Here is a 15,734-nt window from a genome sequence, read left to right as displayed (position 1 = left end):
GAGAACTTCAAAATTCAGTTTATTTTGAAGCTTAAATAAAGGAACTTATGCTAAGAACGCAACATCCATGTTGCAACGCAGAAGCCAGCACATCCATGTGCAAGTCTAGTGATGATGGCAAAGAGGTCACACCCGTTCCCATACCGAACACGGAAGTTAAGCTCTTTAGCGCCGATGGTAGTTGGGGGCTTCCCCCTGTGAGAGTAGGACGTCGCTAGGCATAATACCCAGGAGGATTAGCTCAGCTGGGAGAGCATCTGCCTTACAAGCAGAGGGTCGGCGGTTCGAGCCCGTCATCCTCCACCATATGCCGGTTTAGCTCAGCAGGTAGAGCAACTGACTTGTAATCAGTAGGTCGTGGGTTCGATTCCTATAGCCGGCACCATTTTGAGCCATTAGCTCAGTTGGTAGAGCATCTGACTTTTAATCAGAGGGTCGAAGGTTCGAGTCCTTCATGGCTCACCATTAAGATTACCAACAAATATATGCGGGTGTGGCGGAATTGGCAGACGCACTAGACTTAGGATCTAGCGCCGCAAGGCGTGGGGGTTCGACTCCCTTCACCCGCACCATTTTAGTAAAATTGCCAGATAAAAACTTATGCACATGCGGAAGTAGTTCAGTGGTAGAACACCACCTTGCCAAGGTGGGGGTCGCGAGTTCGAACCTCGTCTTCCGCTCCAAATGTGCCGGGGTGGCGGAACTGGCAGACGCACAGGACTTAAAATCCTGCGGTAGGTGACTACCGTACCGGTTCGATTCCGGTCCTCGGCACCATTTTTAATGCGCCCGTAGCTCAATTGGATAGAGCGTCTGACTACGGATCAGAAGGTTATGGGTTCGACTCCTGTCGGGCGCGCCAAAAGAACGAACGGGAAGTAGCTCAGCTTGGTAGAGCACTTGGTTTGGGACCAAGGGGTCGCAGGTTCGAATCCTGTCTTCCCGACCATTTTCTAAAATTATTATGGGGCCTTAGCTCAGCTGGGAGAGCGCCTGCCTTGCACGCAGGAGGTCAGCGGTTCGATCCCGCTAGGCTCCACCATAATAAATAACCAGTATAAAGATCCTGGCGGCGTAGCTCAGCTGGCTAGAGCGTACGGTTCATACCCGTAAGGTCGGGGGTTCGATCCCCTCTGCCGCCATCTTAAAGGACCTTTAGCTCAGTTGGTTAGAGCAGACGGCTCATAACCGTCCGGTCGCAGGTTCGAGTCCTGCAAGGTCCACCATTTATATATTGTTACGGAGGTATACCCAAGTCTGGCTGAAGGGATCGGTCTTGAAAACCGACAGGCGGGTAACACCGCGCGGGGGTTCGAATCCCTCTACCTCCTCCAGTTTTTAAATAAATGGTGCTTGAGAACTCGAAAATAATATAATTATCGCGGGGTGGAGCAGTGGTAGCTCGTCGGGCTCATAACCCGAAGGTCGTTGGTTCAAATCCAGCCCCCGCAACCAAAAAGGTCCCGTGGTGTAGCGGTTAACATGCCTGCCTGTCACGCAGGAGATCGCCGGTTCGATCCCGGTCGGGACCGCCATTATTTTTCAAGAGTAGACATGAGAAGCAAAGAATGAGCAAGCTTAGCATGGACAAAAAGGGTCAGTAGCTCAGTTGGTAGAGCATTAGATTGAAGCTCTAAGTGTCGGCGGTTCGATTCCGTCCTGACCCACCATTTATGCGGGTGTAGTTTAATGGTAAAACCTCAGCCTTCCAAGCTGATGTCGTGGGTTCGATTCCCATCACCCGCTCCAAGGGCCTATAGCTCAGCTGGTTAGAGCGCACGCCTGATAAGCGTGAGGTCGATGGTTCGAGTCCATTTAGGCCCACCATTATTCCGAAGTAGCTCAGTTGGTAGTAGCACCTGACTGTTAATCAGGTTGTCGCAGGTTCGAGTCCTGCCTTCGGAGCCATTTTTTATTTGGGGAAGTACTCAAGAGGCTGAAGAGGCGCCCCTGCTAAGGGTGTAGGTCGGGTAACCGGCGCGAGGGTTCAAATCCCTCCTTCTCCGCCATTGGCCCGTTGGTCAAGTGGTTAAGACACCGCCCTTTCACGGCGGTAACACGGGTTCGAATCCCGTACGGGTCATACGAGAAAAAGCAGTAGATGTTAATTTACATCTATTGCTTTTTTGTATTATAAAGACATTCTTATAGATTCTATTTTTTGTGGATTACATTTTAGATTATGGGAAACATTTACATAATTATTTTCAGGATTAAAAGATAAAGAAATTACGGAAATAGAAAAAGGTGATTGGACCGTTTTACATTTACAATTCCAATATTGATTTCGATTTTATTTAGTTGAGATGATGAAAGTTCATGAATAACGTACATTAAAGATTAGGAAATGATTCAAATATTTAAATGACCTTCTTTGCCATCTATTTTTTAAAAGTAGCTATAATCAGATATATTTTTTATAAGTTATGTAGGAAACTAAGCAATTAAATTCATTATTAAAAAATAAAACCGTCTACCTGAAAGTAAGTAGACGGATTGTTGTTAATTATGCTCTGATTAGCATTCTTTCGAGAGAAATACGTGCTTCTTTTGCAGTATGAACATCTACTTGAATGCGATTATGGGGTTGCCCTTGCTCTATGCTTTCTAGGCACCATAGCAGATGAGGAAGATCAATTCGATTCATAGTTAGACATGGACAGAAATGCTTATTTAAAGAGATAATTTGCTTATCAGGATGTTGTGTAATAATACGATTAACAAGGTTCATTTCTGTACCGATTGCCCATGAAGAGCCACTTTGTGCTTTATTAATCGTATCAATAATGTATTTTGTAGAGCCAGCATCATCTGCGGCTGCTACAACCTCACGACTACATTCTGGATGAACTAGAATGCGCATATTTGGGTGTGCTTGACGTACAAATTCAGTATGCTGAACTGTAAAACCTTCATGGACAGAACAATGACCTTTCCATAAAATCACTTGGATTTTTTCAGGGGGCTGCTCTGTCTCTAGCATATTTGTATGTGGATTCCAAACAGCCATATTTTCAAGTGGAACCCCTAAATCATATGCAGTATTTCTACCTAAATGTTGATCTGGTAGAAAGAAAATTCGTTGTTTTTGTGTAAATGCCCATTTGACCATATCTTTTGCATTGGAGGATGTGACACATGCTCCACCATGGCGACCAGTGAATGCTTTTATAGCAGCGGTGGAATTGACATATGTTAGCGGAATAATTGTGTCTCCAAAAAGCTTCTGTAGAATAGGCCAGGCTTGTTCTGTTTGATAAATATCAGCCATATCAGCCATCGAACAACCTGCCCGCATATCAGGCAAATAAACATGTTGCTGTTCATTAGTTAGCATATCAGCGGTTTCAGCCATAAAGTGTACGCCACAAAATACAATATTCTCTGCTTCTTTATTAGCTGCTGATAGCTGAGCAAGTTGCAAGGAATCACCCGTAGCATCAGCAAATTGAATAACTTCATCCTTTTGATAGTGATGACCAGGAATAAAAAGCTTACTACCTAATTTCTTTTTTATAGCAATTATACGAGATTCCATGTCACTTTTAGATAATGTCCGGTAATGCTCTGGTAAAAGTGATGTTTGCTGCAATAAACTAGTGATGGACAAGGGATTTAGCTCCTTTCGTTTGTACAAGTGCACTAATATCAAAGGCTTTTACTGAATGTGTTAGGGCTCCAAGTGAAATCCATTGAATGCCCGTTTTAGCATAGCTATTTAAATTATGAAGTGTGATGCCACCCGAAGCTTCTGTAGCAATATGTGGGGGAACAGCTGGAAGCCATTGTCTTATTTCTTCAGGGCTACGATTATCAAACATAATGATATCTGCACCAGCTGCAATTGCTTCATCAAGCTGTGCTTTGGTTTCGATTTCTACCTCGATTTTAACCGTATGCCCAATTTTTGCACGTGCAGCCTGTACTGCCTGAGCAATACTGCCAGCAAAGGCAATATGATTATCCTTTAACATTATGGAATCATATAAACCATTGCGATGATTGTAGGCACCACCGATTCTTACTGCATATTTATCTAACATACGCAGCCCTGGGATTGTTTTACGAGTATCACATATTTTTGCATTCGTACCGATCGTTTCACGAACAGCTAAATTTGTAGCTGTAGCGATAGCAGACATGCGCTGAACAAGATTCAATATTACACGTTCCCCAATTAGTAATTTCTGAAGAGATCCATTAATAACAGCGATTATATCCCCTTCATTTACCTCATCCCCATCTTTTTTAAGAAGCGTAATATCCATCGACCGATCAAGTAGAAGGAAACCATGTTCAATTATAGGTACGCCACAAAAAATTCCACTTTCTTTGGCATAAAAGGAAAAAGAGCCCTGTTGTTCAGCGGAAAAAATGAATTCACTCGATAAATCTCCATCTCCTATATCCTCATTAAAAAATTGCTTGAGCATTTCCTCGAGCTTGATGATATTCATACAATGAGGTCCTCACTTTCATCTGTCCTTGTTGAAAAATAATCCACCTATTTGCCCATTTCGTACGATTTTGTGGTTGATCAGAGCGTATGTGGGCTCCGCGTGTTTCTGTTCGTGTAATAGCTGCATGTACCATTAGGGTGGCGACAATATGCATCATATAAAGTTCAAGCTCTTGTCGATTCAACCCACTTAAATCAACTTGTAGAAGTGTATTTAGTGACGGTAGTTGTTGTGTGAACTGTTCCATGTTTTCAGGATTTCTTACTATACCCAATGTGTGCATCATTGTTTGTCGTAATTGATCTTTCGTAAATAATAATGGTAATGGTTGTCGATGATGTTTAACATCAATAGAAAAATTATTTTGCTTACAACCAGCCTTAATAATGAATTGCGCCATTCTTTGTCCAAACGTAATTCCTTCTAACAAAGAGTTACTAGCTAAACGATTGGCACCATGCACCCCGGTACAAGCAACCTCACCAATTGCATACAGATTTGAAATAGTTGTTCTCCCCATGTTATCGGCTATAACACCACCCATTAAGAAATGGCTACCTGGTACTACAGGAATCAAACCATTTTGTATATCAATCTGGTTATCATGACATAACTGTGCAATTGCAGGGAACTTTGCTTCAAAGTGCTCGATATTTGAAATATCAATAAATGTTTCTTGTCCTGCAGCTCGTTTATTAAATAATGCAAATGCAGTAATATGACGGGGAGCTAGGTCAAGGTGAGCATGTAAACCTTTCATAATCGGTTGACGTTGTGCATCAACAAAGATTCCACCAGCCCCACGTACTGCCTCAGATACTAAGCCCTTTGCCTCTCCATTACTCCAAAGTAAGCTTGGATGAAATTGCATAAATTCCATATCACTGATGGCAGCGCCAGCACGATAGGCTAATGCGATACCATCTCCTGTATTTGTTTCATAATTTGATGTGCATGTATAAAGGGCGCCAGCTCCTCCAGAAGCTAGAATTACATGATGAGCAAGATAGCGTTTTGTTCTATTCATTCCTTTTGTTAGCACACCCACGCACTCTCCAGTTGTATTTAATAAAAGCTCAAAGGCTGTTTCAAAGCAATTAATATTGATAGTAGGTGGTAGCTGGTTAAGCAAATAATTTATCATTATCTGACCAGTACGATCTCCACCGGCATGTAAAATACGGCGATAACTATGTGCACCCTCTAGGCCTAGAGCTGGAGCCCCATCTGCCTGACGATCAACAGGGAACCCCTCTTTGAGAAAATCACGTATAATTTTGGTGCCATCTTCTATAAGTACTTCTACATTCATTCTTTCATGATGATATTCTCCAGCAGTCAATGTATCAGCAATATGAAATGTTGGATGATCCTCTTGACTTGTAACGGCAGCAATTCCACCTTGAGCACGATAGGAACTACTCATAGTAATAGATGACTTTGTAACAATCTGTACCTGAAAGTGTTCAGCAAGTATCCGCGCTGCTTGAAGGGCCGCGATTCCACTACCAATAATAAGTACATCTGTCTTTACATCCATAGTCATACCTTCTTTACAGTTGTCTTGACACTTATCTTTACATAAAATAAAAAAGAAAACAAGACCTGATAAAATTAGAAAGGAAGATTTAAATGATATATCTGGATTACGCAGCAACATCTCCAATGTCAGCAAATTCCCTTCAAGCATACAGTGAGGTAGCAAAACGTTATTATGGAAATAGTGCAAGCTTACATGATGCAGGGGGGCAAGCTAATTATTTTGTTGAACAGGCAAGAGCCGTTGTAGCAAAATCACTTGGCGTAAATAATGATGGTGTTATTTTTACTGGAAGTGGCACCGAAGGAAATCTCATATCAATTTTATCTTTAGCATTAGCATCAAAAAAAGGGAAGCATATTATTTCATCACAGGCAGAACACACATCCGTACATGCTGCGTTAAATACTTTAGAAAAAATAGGTTTTATAGTGACTAGATTACCTTTACAACAAAATGGTTGTATTCATGTGAGGCAAGTACAGGAAGTGATACGCGAAGATACGGCACTCATAACAATTCAACATGTTAATTCAGAAATAGGCTCTATTCAACCTGTGGAAGAAATTGCAGAGTTAGCCGAAAGGTCTAATATTTACTTACATGTTGATTGTGTACAGTCTTTTTGTAAACTTCCGTTAAAACAGCAAGTGGATGCTATTACCATTTCAGCACATAAAATTGGAGGTCCAAAAGGGTGTGGGGCTGTTTATATAAATCCACAGCTCTGTATTCCTCCATTAACACCTGGTGTGACTCATGAGCGTGGATTAAGAGGAGGGACATTAGATACACCAGCAATTGTTGCCTTTGCCTCTGCTATTGAAAATTATCATTATAATGATCAGTATTTTCATGAACTACGAGAATATTTTAAGAGAAATTTACCAGATACTTGCAGACTAATTGACTGTCAGAGTCAATTGCCCAATATTTGTGGTGTATTGATGAAAAATTTGGAGGGGCAATATGTTATGCTAAAATTAAATGAAGCAGGAATATGTATTTCTACAGGAAGTGCCTGCGATATTCATAGTGAATCTGGGACAAAAGCTATTTTATCAATGGGCTATTCGATGCAAGCAGCACGACAATTTTTTAGGATCTCTTTTGGTCCTACAACGACATTTGAGGAAATTGATCAACTAAAAATGGCACTTTCTACTATTTAATAGATTCAGTAGATAAATATACGCATTAATAAATGTAAAAGATATACTATTCCATTGACTCAATTAGTTGGAAATGAAAAATTCCCACTAATTGGGGTTCTATTTTATGTTCATTTAATATTATTCTCAATACAAATTCTTCCTATTTCATAATTGTATAGTTTGTGTAAAATAATTGTTTTCTTTTTTTTTAACAATTGCTATAATGAATAGCAGAGTGATAATTTCTCTTACATGACAAAAATATCTTTAAAAAGTAATAAATTCTTTTTTTTATAAAAAAGTATTGCACAATGTGAGAAAACGTTATACAATAATTCTTGTCTTGAAGGACAGGTAAAACAACTTCAAAACAAAAATACATAAGTCTAGTGATGATGGCAAAGAGGTCACACCCGTTCCCATACCGAACACGGAAGTTAAGCTCTTTAGCGCCGATGGTAGTTGGGGGCTTCCCCCTGTGATAGTAGGACGTCGCTAGGCATAATACCCAGGAGGATTAGCTCAGCTGGGAGAGCATCTGCCTTACAAGCAGAGGGTCGGCGGTTCGAGCCCGTCATCCTCCACCATATGCCGGTTTAGCTCAGCAGGTAGAGCAACTGACTTGTAATCAGTAGGTCGTGGGTTCGATTCCTATAGCCGGCACCATTTTGAGCCATTAGCTCAGTTGGTAGAGCATCTGACTTTTAATCAGAGGGTCGAAGGTTCGAGTCCTTCATGGCTCACCATTAAGATTACCAACAAATATATGCGGGTGTGGCGGAATTGGCAGACGCACTAGACTTAGGATCTAGCGCCGCAAGGCGTGGGGGTTCGACTCCCTTCACCCGCACCATTTTAGTAAAATTGCCAGATAAAAACTTATGCACATGCGGAAGTAGTTCAGTGGTAGAACACCACCTTGCCAAGGTGGGGGTCGCGAGTTCGAACCTCGTCTTCCGCTCCAAATGTGCCGGGGTGGCGGAACTGGCAGACGCACAGGACTTAAAATCCTGCGGTAGGTGACTACCGTACCGGTTCGATTCCGGTCCTCGGCACCATTTTTAATGCGCCCGTAGCTCAATTGGATAGAGCGTCTGACTACGGATCAGAAGGTTATGGGTTCGACTCCTGTCGGGCGCGCCAAAAGAACGAACGGGAAGTAGCTCAGCTTGGTAGAGCACTTGGTTTGGGACCAAGGGGTCGCAGGTTCGAATCCTGTCTTCCCGACCATTTTCTAAAATTATTATGGGGCCTTAGCTCAGCTGGGAGAGCGCCTGCCTTGCACGCAGGAGGTCAGCGGTTCGATCCCGCTAGGCTCCACCATAATAAATAACCAGTATAAAGATCCTGGCGGCGTAGCTCAGCTGGCTAGAGCGTACGGTTCATACCCGTAAGGTCGGGGGTTCGATCCCCTCTGCCGCCATCTTAAAGGACCTTTAGCTCAGTTGGTTAGAGCAGACGGCTCATAACCGTCCGGTCGCAGGTTCGAGTCCTGCAAGGTCCACCATTTATATATTGTTACGGAGGTATACCCAAGTCTGGCTGAAGGGATCGGTCTTGAAAACCGACAGGCGGGTAACACCGCGCGGGGGTTCGAATCCCTCTACCTCCTCCAGTTTTTAAATAAATGGTGCTTGAGAACTCGAAAAGAATATAATTATCGCGGGGTGGAGCAGTGGTAGCTCGTCGGGCTCATAACCCGAAGGTCGTTGGTTCAAATCCGGCCCCCGCAACCAAAAAGGTCCCGTGGTGTAGCGGTTAACATGCCTGCCTGTCACGCAGGAGATCGCCGGTTCGATCCCGGTCGGGACCGCCATTATTTTTCAAGAGTAGACATGAGAAGCAAAGAATGAGCAAGCTTAGCATGGACAAAAAGGGTCAGTAGCTCAGTTGGTAGAGCATTAGATTGAAGCTCTAAGTGTCGGCGGTTCGATTCCGTCCTGACCCACCATTTATGCGGGTGTAGTTTAATGGTAAAACCTCAGCCTTCCAAGCTGATGTCGTGGGTTCGATTCCCATCACCCGCTCCAAGGGCCTATAGCTCAGCTGGTTAGAGCGCACGCCTGATAAGCGTGAGGTCGATGGTTCGAGTCCATTTAGGCCCACCATTATTCCGAAGTAGCTCAGTTGGTAGTAGCACCTGACTGTTAATCAGGTTGTCGCAGGTTCGAGTCCTGCCTTCGGAGCCATTTTTTATTTGGGGAAGTACTCAAGAGGCTGAAGAGGCGCCCCTGCTAAGGGTGTAGGTCGGGTAACCGGCGCGAGGGTTCAAATCCCTCCTTCTCCGCCATTGGCCCGTTGGTCAAGTGGTTAAGACACCGCCCTTTCACGGCGGTAACACGGGTTCGAATCCCGTACGGGTCATACGAGAAAAAGCAGTAGATGTTAATTTACATCTACTGCTTTTTTATGATTTCTTCGTTTGTTTTTGCTTGATATGTTAAAAGCATAAAAAATCCTTATACATCCTTCGATATAATCTTTCATTCTGAATAAGCTACAAATATACTCGTAGCCGAATTATTTACTGTCATTTAGACAAATATTCCATGGTAAATCTCAATAATATTGGTATATCCTTTGGAATAACTCTAGCTTTCTTTTATAATAGAGGTTGAATAGAATTAGTAGGAGGTTATAAATATGAAGAAAAAGCAAAATAAATGGATTGTGAGCGCGGCATCTACAGCATTGGTTGCAGCAGCTGTTGTTCCTACTGCAAGTGCAGCCTCCTTTACAGATATTGCAAAGAGTGACCATAAAGAGGGGATTTTGGCATTAGCAGATGCAAAGATAGTTGGTGGATATACTGATGGCACATTTAGACCAAATTCTACCCTTACGCAAAGCAATGTTATTAAATTTTTAGGAAAATGGCTAGTATCCGAACACTACCAAGTTCCTGCAGATTACAATAAAAAAGTACGCTTTACGGATATGCAGCCAGCAACTACAAAAGATAAAGAATTACTGCAATATGCAGCGCTTATCTATGATAATGGCATAACCAAAGGTACTAACAACAAGTTAATGCCTTCAGCGAATATTACACGTGAACAAATGGCCTCTTATTTGGTAAAAGCGATTGAGACAGTTTATGATATTGATTTAATTGCAAAGTATAAAGAAGAAAACCATAAATCCTCTATTACGGACTTAAAAAATGCAGCAGTAGAGAATCGTGAAGCTATTATTGCCCTTGAGTATGCAAAGATTACTAATGTCAAAACATTTAATCCTAAAAGCACACTAACACGTGGTCAATTTGCATCCTTTTTACATCGTACTATGACCAATATTAAAGAGATGATAAAAGTTCCTGAGGTGCCATTGCTTATCCAAACAGTGAAAGTAGTAGATGCGACTACACTACAGGTAACGCTAACAGACGGGACAAGCCACAAGGTAACATTAGCAACGCCACTTATTGAAAATGTGGAAACAAAGGTGGATTTTAAAATTAATGATAAATCCTATTCAGCTGTTGTTACATATGAAGTCAATGAACTAAAGGTAATATCAGTGGAGGGAATTAATGGCTCTCAAATTAAAGTTGCTTTTAACCTAGCAATTGATCCACTTTCTGTATTAAAAACGGATGGTAAACTACAGGATAATATTGCGGCTTTCTCTAATGTGGATACATTAAGATCACTATCCATTGTGAAGGCAGAAATTAGTGCTGATAAAAAATCAATCATCTTTACAGTCAATGAGCCATTGAAAGGCACACATCGTTATGTACTTAACAACATTAAATCAGAAAAAGGTCTACTACTTAAACAAGTAGATGCGAATTTTGTCACTGCTGGGGATACGCAACCCCCTACTATTTTGGGAACAACGCAAGGAAACAACTCTTCAATTGTAAAAGTGCAGTTTTCTGAGCCAATGGCAGCATTTCCAAATGAACGCATTCAATTCACGTTACCAAATGGAACAAGGGTGATGAATGTAGTGGGAAGCATTGAGCAAAACGCTACTGAAGCAACCTTTGATTTATCAGCTGCAACAGTGAATGGCGGTTATTTGGCACCTGGTGCAGCTATGCAGATTACATTTGTAGCAGCAACAGATTTAGCAGGAAATATCATTTCACCAAATCCAGCTACTATCTCAGTGAAAAAAGGGGATAGAGATGGTATTCCGCCAGCGCTATCCACTGTCACACAAACGGGTCCAAATACATTCCAGTTATTGTTTTCAGAGGAGATTCAACCACTTTATGTATATGATTTATCCATTAAAAGTGGACAGACTTCATTCACCATCAATAAGGTTGAGAAAGATCCTAAAAATGGTCGTTTAGTCAATGTAACGGTAGATCCAAGAAATATACTTCAGGGAATTACTACTATTGGGACGGCTACTGGTCGCGTAATTACTGATTTATCAGGTGAAACAGCAACCTTCTCAACAGTGTATAATTTTATTAGAGATGATAAAGCGCCTGCTTTAACCCATTCTGAAATTGTTTATGAAGATAATGTAGAATATTTACAATTAACTTTTGATAAGCCTGTACAGTTAGGAGCTTATGCAAAAGCAGCATTTACTGGAAGCTATATGAATAACCATATTTTATATGAACTATCAAGAGGCCCTCAAAGTGATATTCATATTGTAAAAGATCAACCTACGAAATTACGCGTTAAGATAGCAGGATTACTTGGCCCTTATGATGCAAAGGGAGCTCTTTATGATGGTAAATTGACTTTATTTAACGTAACAAATTTATATGGTGTACCTATCAATGAAGTACAAAATGTTAAATTTTCGCGTAATGGTGATTTGAATATTAATAACAATAAACTTTCATTATTGCCGAATAATGGGATTCAAACATCTGCAACAGATAATTCGATTAGAGATAATAATATTGTGTATCTAAATTTCAATTATCCTGTTGATGCAGCACTTGCTCAAAACATTCAAAATTATAGTATTGATAATGCACTGATTGAAAGTGCAATTGTAGAGAGCTCTAATTTAAATCGTATTAAGCTCACGTTGAAAAAGGACTCCAATAACTTTACTGGAGGTCGATATATAACAATTAAAGGTTTAAGAGCTGCGAACTCTATGGAGTCATTCGATGAGGTGCGTACATTAATTACTCTTAATGAAAATATTGCACCAAAGATTCAAACTATTAATGTTAACAATTCACAAACATTAGAGCTTATTTTCAGTGAGCCAGTCAAGAATGGTGGTACTATGGATTTTGATATTCTTGTAAATGGTAATTCAGTAGCAGCTACAACTACTTATACACAAGATAACAGAGTCCTAATTACAATACCTCAAAGTGGGTTTGAATACGGTAGAAATGTGACAATTCTAGCTTCATCTAGAAATACGCTTACAGATTATAGTGGGAATAAGTTGGATTTCACTTCGCAGTCAATTATAGTGCAAAGATAATTTGTTTTTCCCGGCAACTCTACCTAAAGTTGAATACTAAAATGCAGTAGATATCAATTTTATCTACTGCATTTTTTATGAAAAACTTGTGATATTTATTAATGTGAGATAAACGGAGATTTATGTATAAACTGAGGATCGTCTAGATGTTTAATAATAAAGGCTGCTATATCCTGATTTGTAATTTTTATGCCAGGCATATCTGTTTGGCCTACTTTTATAGACTTAGATGTTAAACTATCTTTTACAAAGGGTAATCTAAAAAGTGTCCATTTAATATTTTTATTGTTAGATAAAATTTTCCACTCCAATTTTTTATCTTCCATCATCTTAGGAAAGAGAACTTCAAATAACTTCGCGCCAACACGATTCAACAGGCTTTTCTTGTCTCCATCAATTGTTAAAGAACCACCCGATACACCTATATAGCGGTTAATGTTCAAATCCTGCATCACATCAAGAATAGTTGTAGTGACCTTGCTATAGATTGGATGATCTTTTGCTGGCTGCCCAAATGTATTTATGACAATATTACAGTCTTTGAATAGCTCTCGAATAGTATTTATATCCTGTATCTGACCTTTCACAATGTCCATCTTTTCATTTTTATACGATAATTTTTCAGGGTTTCTCGCAAGCATCCGAACGTAATATCCTTGCTGTATAGCATGCTTTGCTAAATGTTTTCCCACCCTCCCTGTTCCTCCAATAATCGCTATTTTATAGGAGCTATCCATTCTATCGCCTCCAATAAGTATAATAGTATGTTTACGTTTTAGACTTACATTGGTTTCAAATACCTTCCAATGGATATTTTAAAAATATCTATTGACCTTAACGCTACGTAAAGGTTTACAGTAACATTAAAGGGAGGTGAGAAAATGGAATATACAATTCAAGAGCTTGCGCAAATGTCAGGCGTGAGTACTAGAACGCTTCGTTATTATGATGAAATTGGATTATTGAAACCAGGGCGAACCAATGATGCAGGCTATCGATTTTATGGGCAGTTTGAGGTTGATATGCTACAGCAGATTTTATTTTATAGAGCTTTAGATATGAAATTGGCTACAATCCAACAAATTATTCAAGCATCTGATTTTCAGCCAAAAGAGGCACTTGAAACGCATCGTGCTGCTTTACTTAAGCGGAAGGAGCAGCTTGAACAAATATTACAAACAGTGGAGAGAACTATACAATCAATTGAGGAGGAAAGACCAATGACAAATGAGGAGAAATTTATTGGATTTAAAGAAAAGTTAATCGAAAAGAATGAAAAGCAATACGGTCAAGAAATTCGTGCAAAATATGGGGATGATCAGGTGGACGCTTCAAATGCAAAGCTAATGAATATGACAGAGGAGCAGTATCAGGCAATGCAGCAACTAGAACAGCAGCTATTTGATCGTTTAAAAGAAGCGATGGAAATCGGAGATACAAATAATGATGTGGCAATGGAGGTAGCAGAGCTTCATAAGCGGTGGTTATGCTTTTCTTGGTCACAATATTCCAAAGAGGCTCATGCGGGAATTGCTCAAATGTATACGGCGGATGAACGCTTTACAGCCTATTATGATGAACGCATTACCGAAGGAGCCGCACAATTTTTACACGATGCCATTATTAATTATACAAAAAAATAAGTTGAAGCCTCCTCATACTTGTATGTTTTAGAAATAGTAATTTAGGAAAAAATGAGGGTATGAGGAGGAGATTCTTTTGAACCCACAAGTAATGGGAAAATTAAAAAAGCAATTAGAGCAGGAATTACAGGAGATAGAAAAGCGGCTTGATGAATCGGAGCGACCACAGGCGACAGAGCTCTCTAATTATGATAATCATCCAGCTGACAATGCGAGTGATTTAACGGATCAGCTAACGGAAATGGCAATTGATGAGCACCGGGGTGACGATGCAGAGGAAATAAAGCGGGCACTTCAAGCGATGGAGGAAGGAACATATGGTAAATGCGCTGTATGTGGAGAAGAGATTCCTATTGATCGCTTAGAGGCAATGCCAAAAGCATTAACATGTGTTGAACATGCGGAACAAAAAGCTGACGATTTAAGACCAGTAGAAGAAGACGTGTTATCTGCTAATTCAAAATCGGATGATTTCCTAGAGCTTGAGGAATTTGGCTCTTCTGATACACCTCAAGATAAAAGTTTGTAAGTATTTCAACCCTAAAGCAGTATAATAGCTGTATGGGGTGATAATATGGATATAATTGATTTACATTGTGATGCATTATGGAAATTAACTACGTTAGAAAATGTAAAATTTGAAGATGATGTACAGTTGGCTACAAATCGGGGAAGATTACAATTAGGGCAAGTAAAGGCACAGGTTTTTGCTATTTTTATTAATCCTAAAGTTCCTCAAAGCGAGCAGTTTTTAGAAGTGGTGCGTCAAATTGAAGCCTTTCATACGCATGTATTGCAAACGGAGGGCATGGTGCATATTACGGATTGGTCACAATTGGACACTTTAGCTCCACATGAAATTGGCGCTATTCTAAGCTTAGAGGGCTGTAGTCCAATTGGTGAGGACTTAACAAAGCTTTCTCTAGTATTAGATGCAGGCGTAAAGCTTGTTGGCCTAACATGGAATGAAGAAAATGCAGTAGCACACGGTGCTGAACAGGATGCAAGCCTTGGATTAAAACCATTTGGTAAAGAGGTTATAAACTTGCTAAATGATCGAGATATTATTATCGATGTCTCTCATTTAAATGAACAAAGCTTTTGGGATGTGCTGCCATTAGCGAAGCATATCATCGCTAGTCATAGTAATGCACGTGCCCTTTGTGACCATCCACGAAATTTAACGGATGCACAAGTAAAGGCATTAGTAGAGCATGGCGGACATATTCATTTAGTCTACTTTCCTTCATTTATCGGTGAAAATGCTACAATGGATGATTTAGTAGCGCATGTCAAACATCTAGCCAATATAGTAGGAATAGACCATCTTGGACTAGGTTCTGACTTTGATGGGATAGATGCCACGATAAATGGATTAGCACACGCTGGAGAGGCACAAAATTTACTAGAGGCTTTAGGTGAATATTTTTCTATCGAGGAAGTTCGTGGAATTGCAAGTCAGAATTTTCGACGCTATGTAAAAAATGCAGCAACCCTTTAAGGTGCTGCATTT

General features: G+C 40.4%; 9 protein-coding genes, 40 tRNA genes and 2 rRNA genes. 47 read left to right on the top strand and 4 right to left on the bottom strand.

The annotated features are described in order from the left end of the window. The first annotated feature begins 104 nt into the window (after nt 1-104). From rrf (QNH24_RS20410) to QNH24_RS20310, 21 genes are all read left to right on the top strand, one after another. Nucleotides 105-220: ribosomal RNA gene (gene rrf / locus QNH24_RS20410) — 5S ribosomal RNA — on the top strand. 10 nt (nt 221-230) lie between these two features. Beyond that, nucleotides 231-306: transfer RNA gene (locus QNH24_RS20405), tRNA-Val, on the top strand. Between the two features lie 3 nt (nt 307-309). Beyond that, nucleotides 310-385: transfer RNA gene (locus QNH24_RS20400), tRNA-Thr, on the top strand. Nucleotides 386-389: 4 nt separating this feature from the next. Beyond that, a tRNA-Lys gene (locus QNH24_RS20395) sits at nt 390-465 on the top strand. A gap of 22 nt (nt 466-487) precedes the next feature. Then, a tRNA-Leu gene (locus QNH24_RS20390) sits at nt 488-572 on the top strand. 36 nt (nt 573-608) lie between these two features. Beyond that, nucleotides 609-683: transfer RNA gene (locus QNH24_RS20385), tRNA-Gly, on the top strand. Between the two features lie 5 nt (nt 684-688). Further along, nucleotides 689-777, top strand: a tRNA-Leu gene (locus tag QNH24_RS20380). 8 nt (nt 778-785) lie between these two features. Further along, a tRNA-Arg gene (locus QNH24_RS20375) sits at nt 786-862 on the top strand. A 10-nt stretch (nt 863-872) separates the two neighbouring features. Further along, nucleotides 873-949 (top strand) — tRNA-Pro (locus QNH24_RS20370). Nucleotides 950-966: 17 nt separating this feature from the next. Beyond that, nucleotides 967-1,042, top strand: a tRNA-Ala gene (locus tag QNH24_RS20365). Nucleotides 1,043-1,068: 26 nt separating this feature from the next. After that, nucleotides 1,069-1,142: transfer RNA gene (locus tag QNH24_RS20360), tRNA-Met, on the top strand. A 7-nt stretch (nt 1,143-1,149) separates the two neighbouring features. Further along, a tRNA-Ile gene (locus QNH24_RS20355) sits at nt 1,150-1,226 on the top strand. Nucleotides 1,227-1,241: 15 nt separating this feature from the next. Then, a tRNA-Ser gene (locus QNH24_RS20350) sits at nt 1,242-1,334 on the top strand. A gap of 46 nt (nt 1,335-1,380) precedes the next feature. Next, nucleotides 1,381-1,455 (top strand) — tRNA-Met (locus QNH24_RS20345). A 4-nt stretch (nt 1,456-1,459) separates the two neighbouring features. Continuing rightward, nucleotides 1,460-1,535 (top strand) — tRNA-Asp (locus QNH24_RS20340). Between the two features lie 59 nt (nt 1,536-1,594). Beyond that, a tRNA-Phe gene (locus QNH24_RS20335) sits at nt 1,595-1,670 on the top strand. A gap of 5 nt (nt 1,671-1,675) precedes the next feature. Continuing rightward, nucleotides 1,676-1,749, top strand: a tRNA-Gly gene (locus tag QNH24_RS20330). Between the two features lies 1 nt (nt 1,750). Further along, nucleotides 1,751-1,827 (top strand) — tRNA-Ile (locus QNH24_RS20325). 4 nt (nt 1,828-1,831) lie between these two features. Further along, a tRNA-Asn gene (locus QNH24_RS20320) sits at nt 1,832-1,908 on the top strand. Nucleotides 1,909-1,918: 10 nt separating this feature from the next. Next, a tRNA-Ser gene (locus QNH24_RS20315) sits at nt 1,919-2,009 on the top strand. Between the two features lie 2 nt (nt 2,010-2,011). Beyond that, nucleotides 2,012-2,083: transfer RNA gene (locus QNH24_RS20310), tRNA-Glu, on the top strand. A gap of 423 nt (nt 2,084-2,506) precedes the next feature. Here the strand turns inward: QNH24_RS20310 and nadA are convergent. From nadA to nadB, 3 genes are read right to left on the bottom strand one after another with little or no spacing between them, the layout of a single operon-like run. After that, nucleotides 2,507-3,610, bottom strand: a complete 1,104-nt coding sequence (gene nadA, locus QNH24_RS20305; protein WP_283869279.1) for a quinolinate synthase NadA — start codon at nt 3,608-3,610, stop codon at nt 2,507-2,509. Continuing rightward, nucleotides 3,597-4,457, bottom strand: coding sequence for a carboxylating nicotinate-nucleotide diphosphorylase (gene nadC / locus QNH24_RS20300; RefSeq protein WP_283869278.1), 861 nt, complete (start codon nt 4,455-4,457; stop codon nt 3,597-3,599). Before nadC ends, nadA begins: the two co-directional genes overlap by 14 nt. Then, nucleotides 4,414-6,000 carry an L-aspartate oxidase gene (nadB, locus tag QNH24_RS20295; protein ID WP_283869277.1) on the bottom strand — a complete coding sequence of 529 codons (1,587 nt, stop codon included), beginning with the start codon at nt 5,998-6,000 and terminating at the stop codon, nt 4,414-4,416. Before nadB ends, nadC begins: the two co-directional genes overlap by 44 nt. A 92-nt stretch (nt 6,001-6,092) precedes the next feature. Between nadB and QNH24_RS20290 the strand changes: the two genes are divergently transcribed. From QNH24_RS20290 to QNH24_RS20180, 23 genes are all read left to right on the top strand, one after another. Beyond that, nucleotides 6,093-7,172: a cysteine desulfurase family protein gene (locus QNH24_RS20290; protein ID WP_283869276.1), complete on the top strand. Its 1,080-nt coding sequence runs from the start codon at nt 6,093-6,095 to the stop codon at nt 7,170-7,172. 367 nt (nt 7,173-7,539) lie between these two features. Next, a 5S ribosomal RNA gene (gene rrf / locus QNH24_RS20285) occupies nt 7,540-7,655 on the top strand. Nucleotides 7,656-7,665: 10 nt separating this feature from the next. Next, nucleotides 7,666-7,741, top strand: a tRNA-Val gene (locus QNH24_RS20280). Between the two features lie 3 nt (nt 7,742-7,744). Next, nucleotides 7,745-7,820: transfer RNA gene (locus QNH24_RS20275), tRNA-Thr, on the top strand. A 4-nt stretch (nt 7,821-7,824) separates the two neighbouring features. Beyond that, nucleotides 7,825-7,900 (top strand) — tRNA-Lys (locus QNH24_RS20270). Between the two features lie 22 nt (nt 7,901-7,922). Then, nucleotides 7,923-8,007 (top strand) — tRNA-Leu (locus QNH24_RS20265). Nucleotides 8,008-8,043: 36 nt separating this feature from the next. After that, nucleotides 8,044-8,118: transfer RNA gene (locus tag QNH24_RS20260), tRNA-Gly, on the top strand. Between the two features lie 5 nt (nt 8,119-8,123). Continuing rightward, nucleotides 8,124-8,212: transfer RNA gene (locus QNH24_RS20255), tRNA-Leu, on the top strand. An 8-nt stretch (nt 8,213-8,220) separates the two neighbouring features. Beyond that, nucleotides 8,221-8,297: transfer RNA gene (locus tag QNH24_RS20250), tRNA-Arg, on the top strand. Nucleotides 8,298-8,307: 10 nt separating this feature from the next. Then, nucleotides 8,308-8,384 (top strand) — tRNA-Pro (locus QNH24_RS20245). Between the two features lie 17 nt (nt 8,385-8,401). Further along, nucleotides 8,402-8,477: transfer RNA gene (locus QNH24_RS20240), tRNA-Ala, on the top strand. Between the two features lie 26 nt (nt 8,478-8,503). Beyond that, nucleotides 8,504-8,577, top strand: a tRNA-Met gene (locus tag QNH24_RS20235). A 7-nt stretch (nt 8,578-8,584) separates the two neighbouring features. Then, nucleotides 8,585-8,661, top strand: a tRNA-Ile gene (locus QNH24_RS20230). A 15-nt stretch (nt 8,662-8,676) separates the two neighbouring features. Further along, nucleotides 8,677-8,769, top strand: a tRNA-Ser gene (locus QNH24_RS20225). Nucleotides 8,770-8,815: 46 nt separating this feature from the next. Further along, nucleotides 8,816-8,890: transfer RNA gene (locus tag QNH24_RS20220), tRNA-Met, on the top strand. 4 nt (nt 8,891-8,894) lie between these two features. Next, nucleotides 8,895-8,970 (top strand) — tRNA-Asp (locus tag QNH24_RS20215). 59 nt (nt 8,971-9,029) lie between these two features. Continuing rightward, a tRNA-Phe gene (locus QNH24_RS20210) sits at nt 9,030-9,105 on the top strand. Between the two features lie 5 nt (nt 9,106-9,110). Continuing rightward, nucleotides 9,111-9,184: transfer RNA gene (locus tag QNH24_RS20205), tRNA-Gly, on the top strand. 1 nt (nt 9,185) lies between these two features. Continuing rightward, nucleotides 9,186-9,262: transfer RNA gene (locus QNH24_RS20200), tRNA-Ile, on the top strand. A 4-nt stretch (nt 9,263-9,266) separates the two neighbouring features. Then, nucleotides 9,267-9,343 (top strand) — tRNA-Asn (locus tag QNH24_RS20195). A 10-nt stretch (nt 9,344-9,353) separates the two neighbouring features. Then, nucleotides 9,354-9,444 (top strand) — tRNA-Ser (locus tag QNH24_RS20190). 2 nt (nt 9,445-9,446) lie between these two features. Further along, a tRNA-Glu gene (locus tag QNH24_RS20185) sits at nt 9,447-9,518 on the top strand. 279 nt (nt 9,519-9,797) lie between these two features. Beyond that, nucleotides 9,798-12,578, top strand: a complete 2,781-nt coding sequence (locus tag QNH24_RS20180) for an S-layer homology domain-containing protein (RefSeq protein WP_283869275.1) — start codon at nt 9,798-9,800, stop codon at nt 12,576-12,578. A 98-nt stretch (nt 12,579-12,676) separates the two neighbouring features. Here QNH24_RS20180 and QNH24_RS20175 read toward each other — a convergent pair whose 3' ends face one another. Next, nucleotides 12,677-13,315 (bottom strand): NAD(P)H-binding protein, encoded by a 639-nt coding sequence (locus QNH24_RS20175; protein WP_283869274.1) that lies wholly within the window; start codon nt 13,313-13,315, stop codon nt 12,677-12,679. A gap of 144 nt (nt 13,316-13,459) precedes the next feature. On the opposite strand from QNH24_RS20175, the gene QNH24_RS20170 reads away from it, so the two are divergent. The 3 genes from QNH24_RS20170 (at nt 13,460) to QNH24_RS20160 (ending at nt 15,722) form a co-directional block, all read left to right on the top strand. After that, nucleotides 13,460-14,221 (top strand): MerR family transcriptional regulator, encoded by a 762-nt coding sequence (locus tag QNH24_RS20170; protein WP_283869273.1) that lies wholly within the window; start codon nt 13,460-13,462, stop codon nt 14,219-14,221. A 76-nt stretch (nt 14,222-14,297) separates the two neighbouring features. Then, nucleotides 14,298-14,750: a TraR/DksA C4-type zinc finger protein gene (locus QNH24_RS20165; protein ID WP_283869272.1), complete on the top strand. Its 453-nt coding sequence runs from the start codon at nt 14,298-14,300 to the stop codon at nt 14,748-14,750. A gap of 45 nt (nt 14,751-14,795) precedes the next feature. Continuing rightward, nucleotides 14,796-15,722 (top strand): dipeptidase, encoded by a 927-nt coding sequence (locus QNH24_RS20160; protein WP_283869271.1) that lies wholly within the window; start codon nt 14,796-14,798, stop codon nt 15,720-15,722. The last annotated feature ends 12 nt before the right edge of the window (nt 15,723-15,734 follow it).

It is taken from the genome of Lysinibacillus pakistanensis (genome assembly GCF_030123245.1).
Classification (GTDB): Bacteria; Bacillota; Bacilli; order Bacillales_A; family Planococcaceae; genus Lysinibacillus; species Lysinibacillus pakistanensis.
The sequence above is the reverse complement of the archived record's forward strand: the minus strand, read 5'-3'. Positions and strand labels throughout refer to the sequence as shown.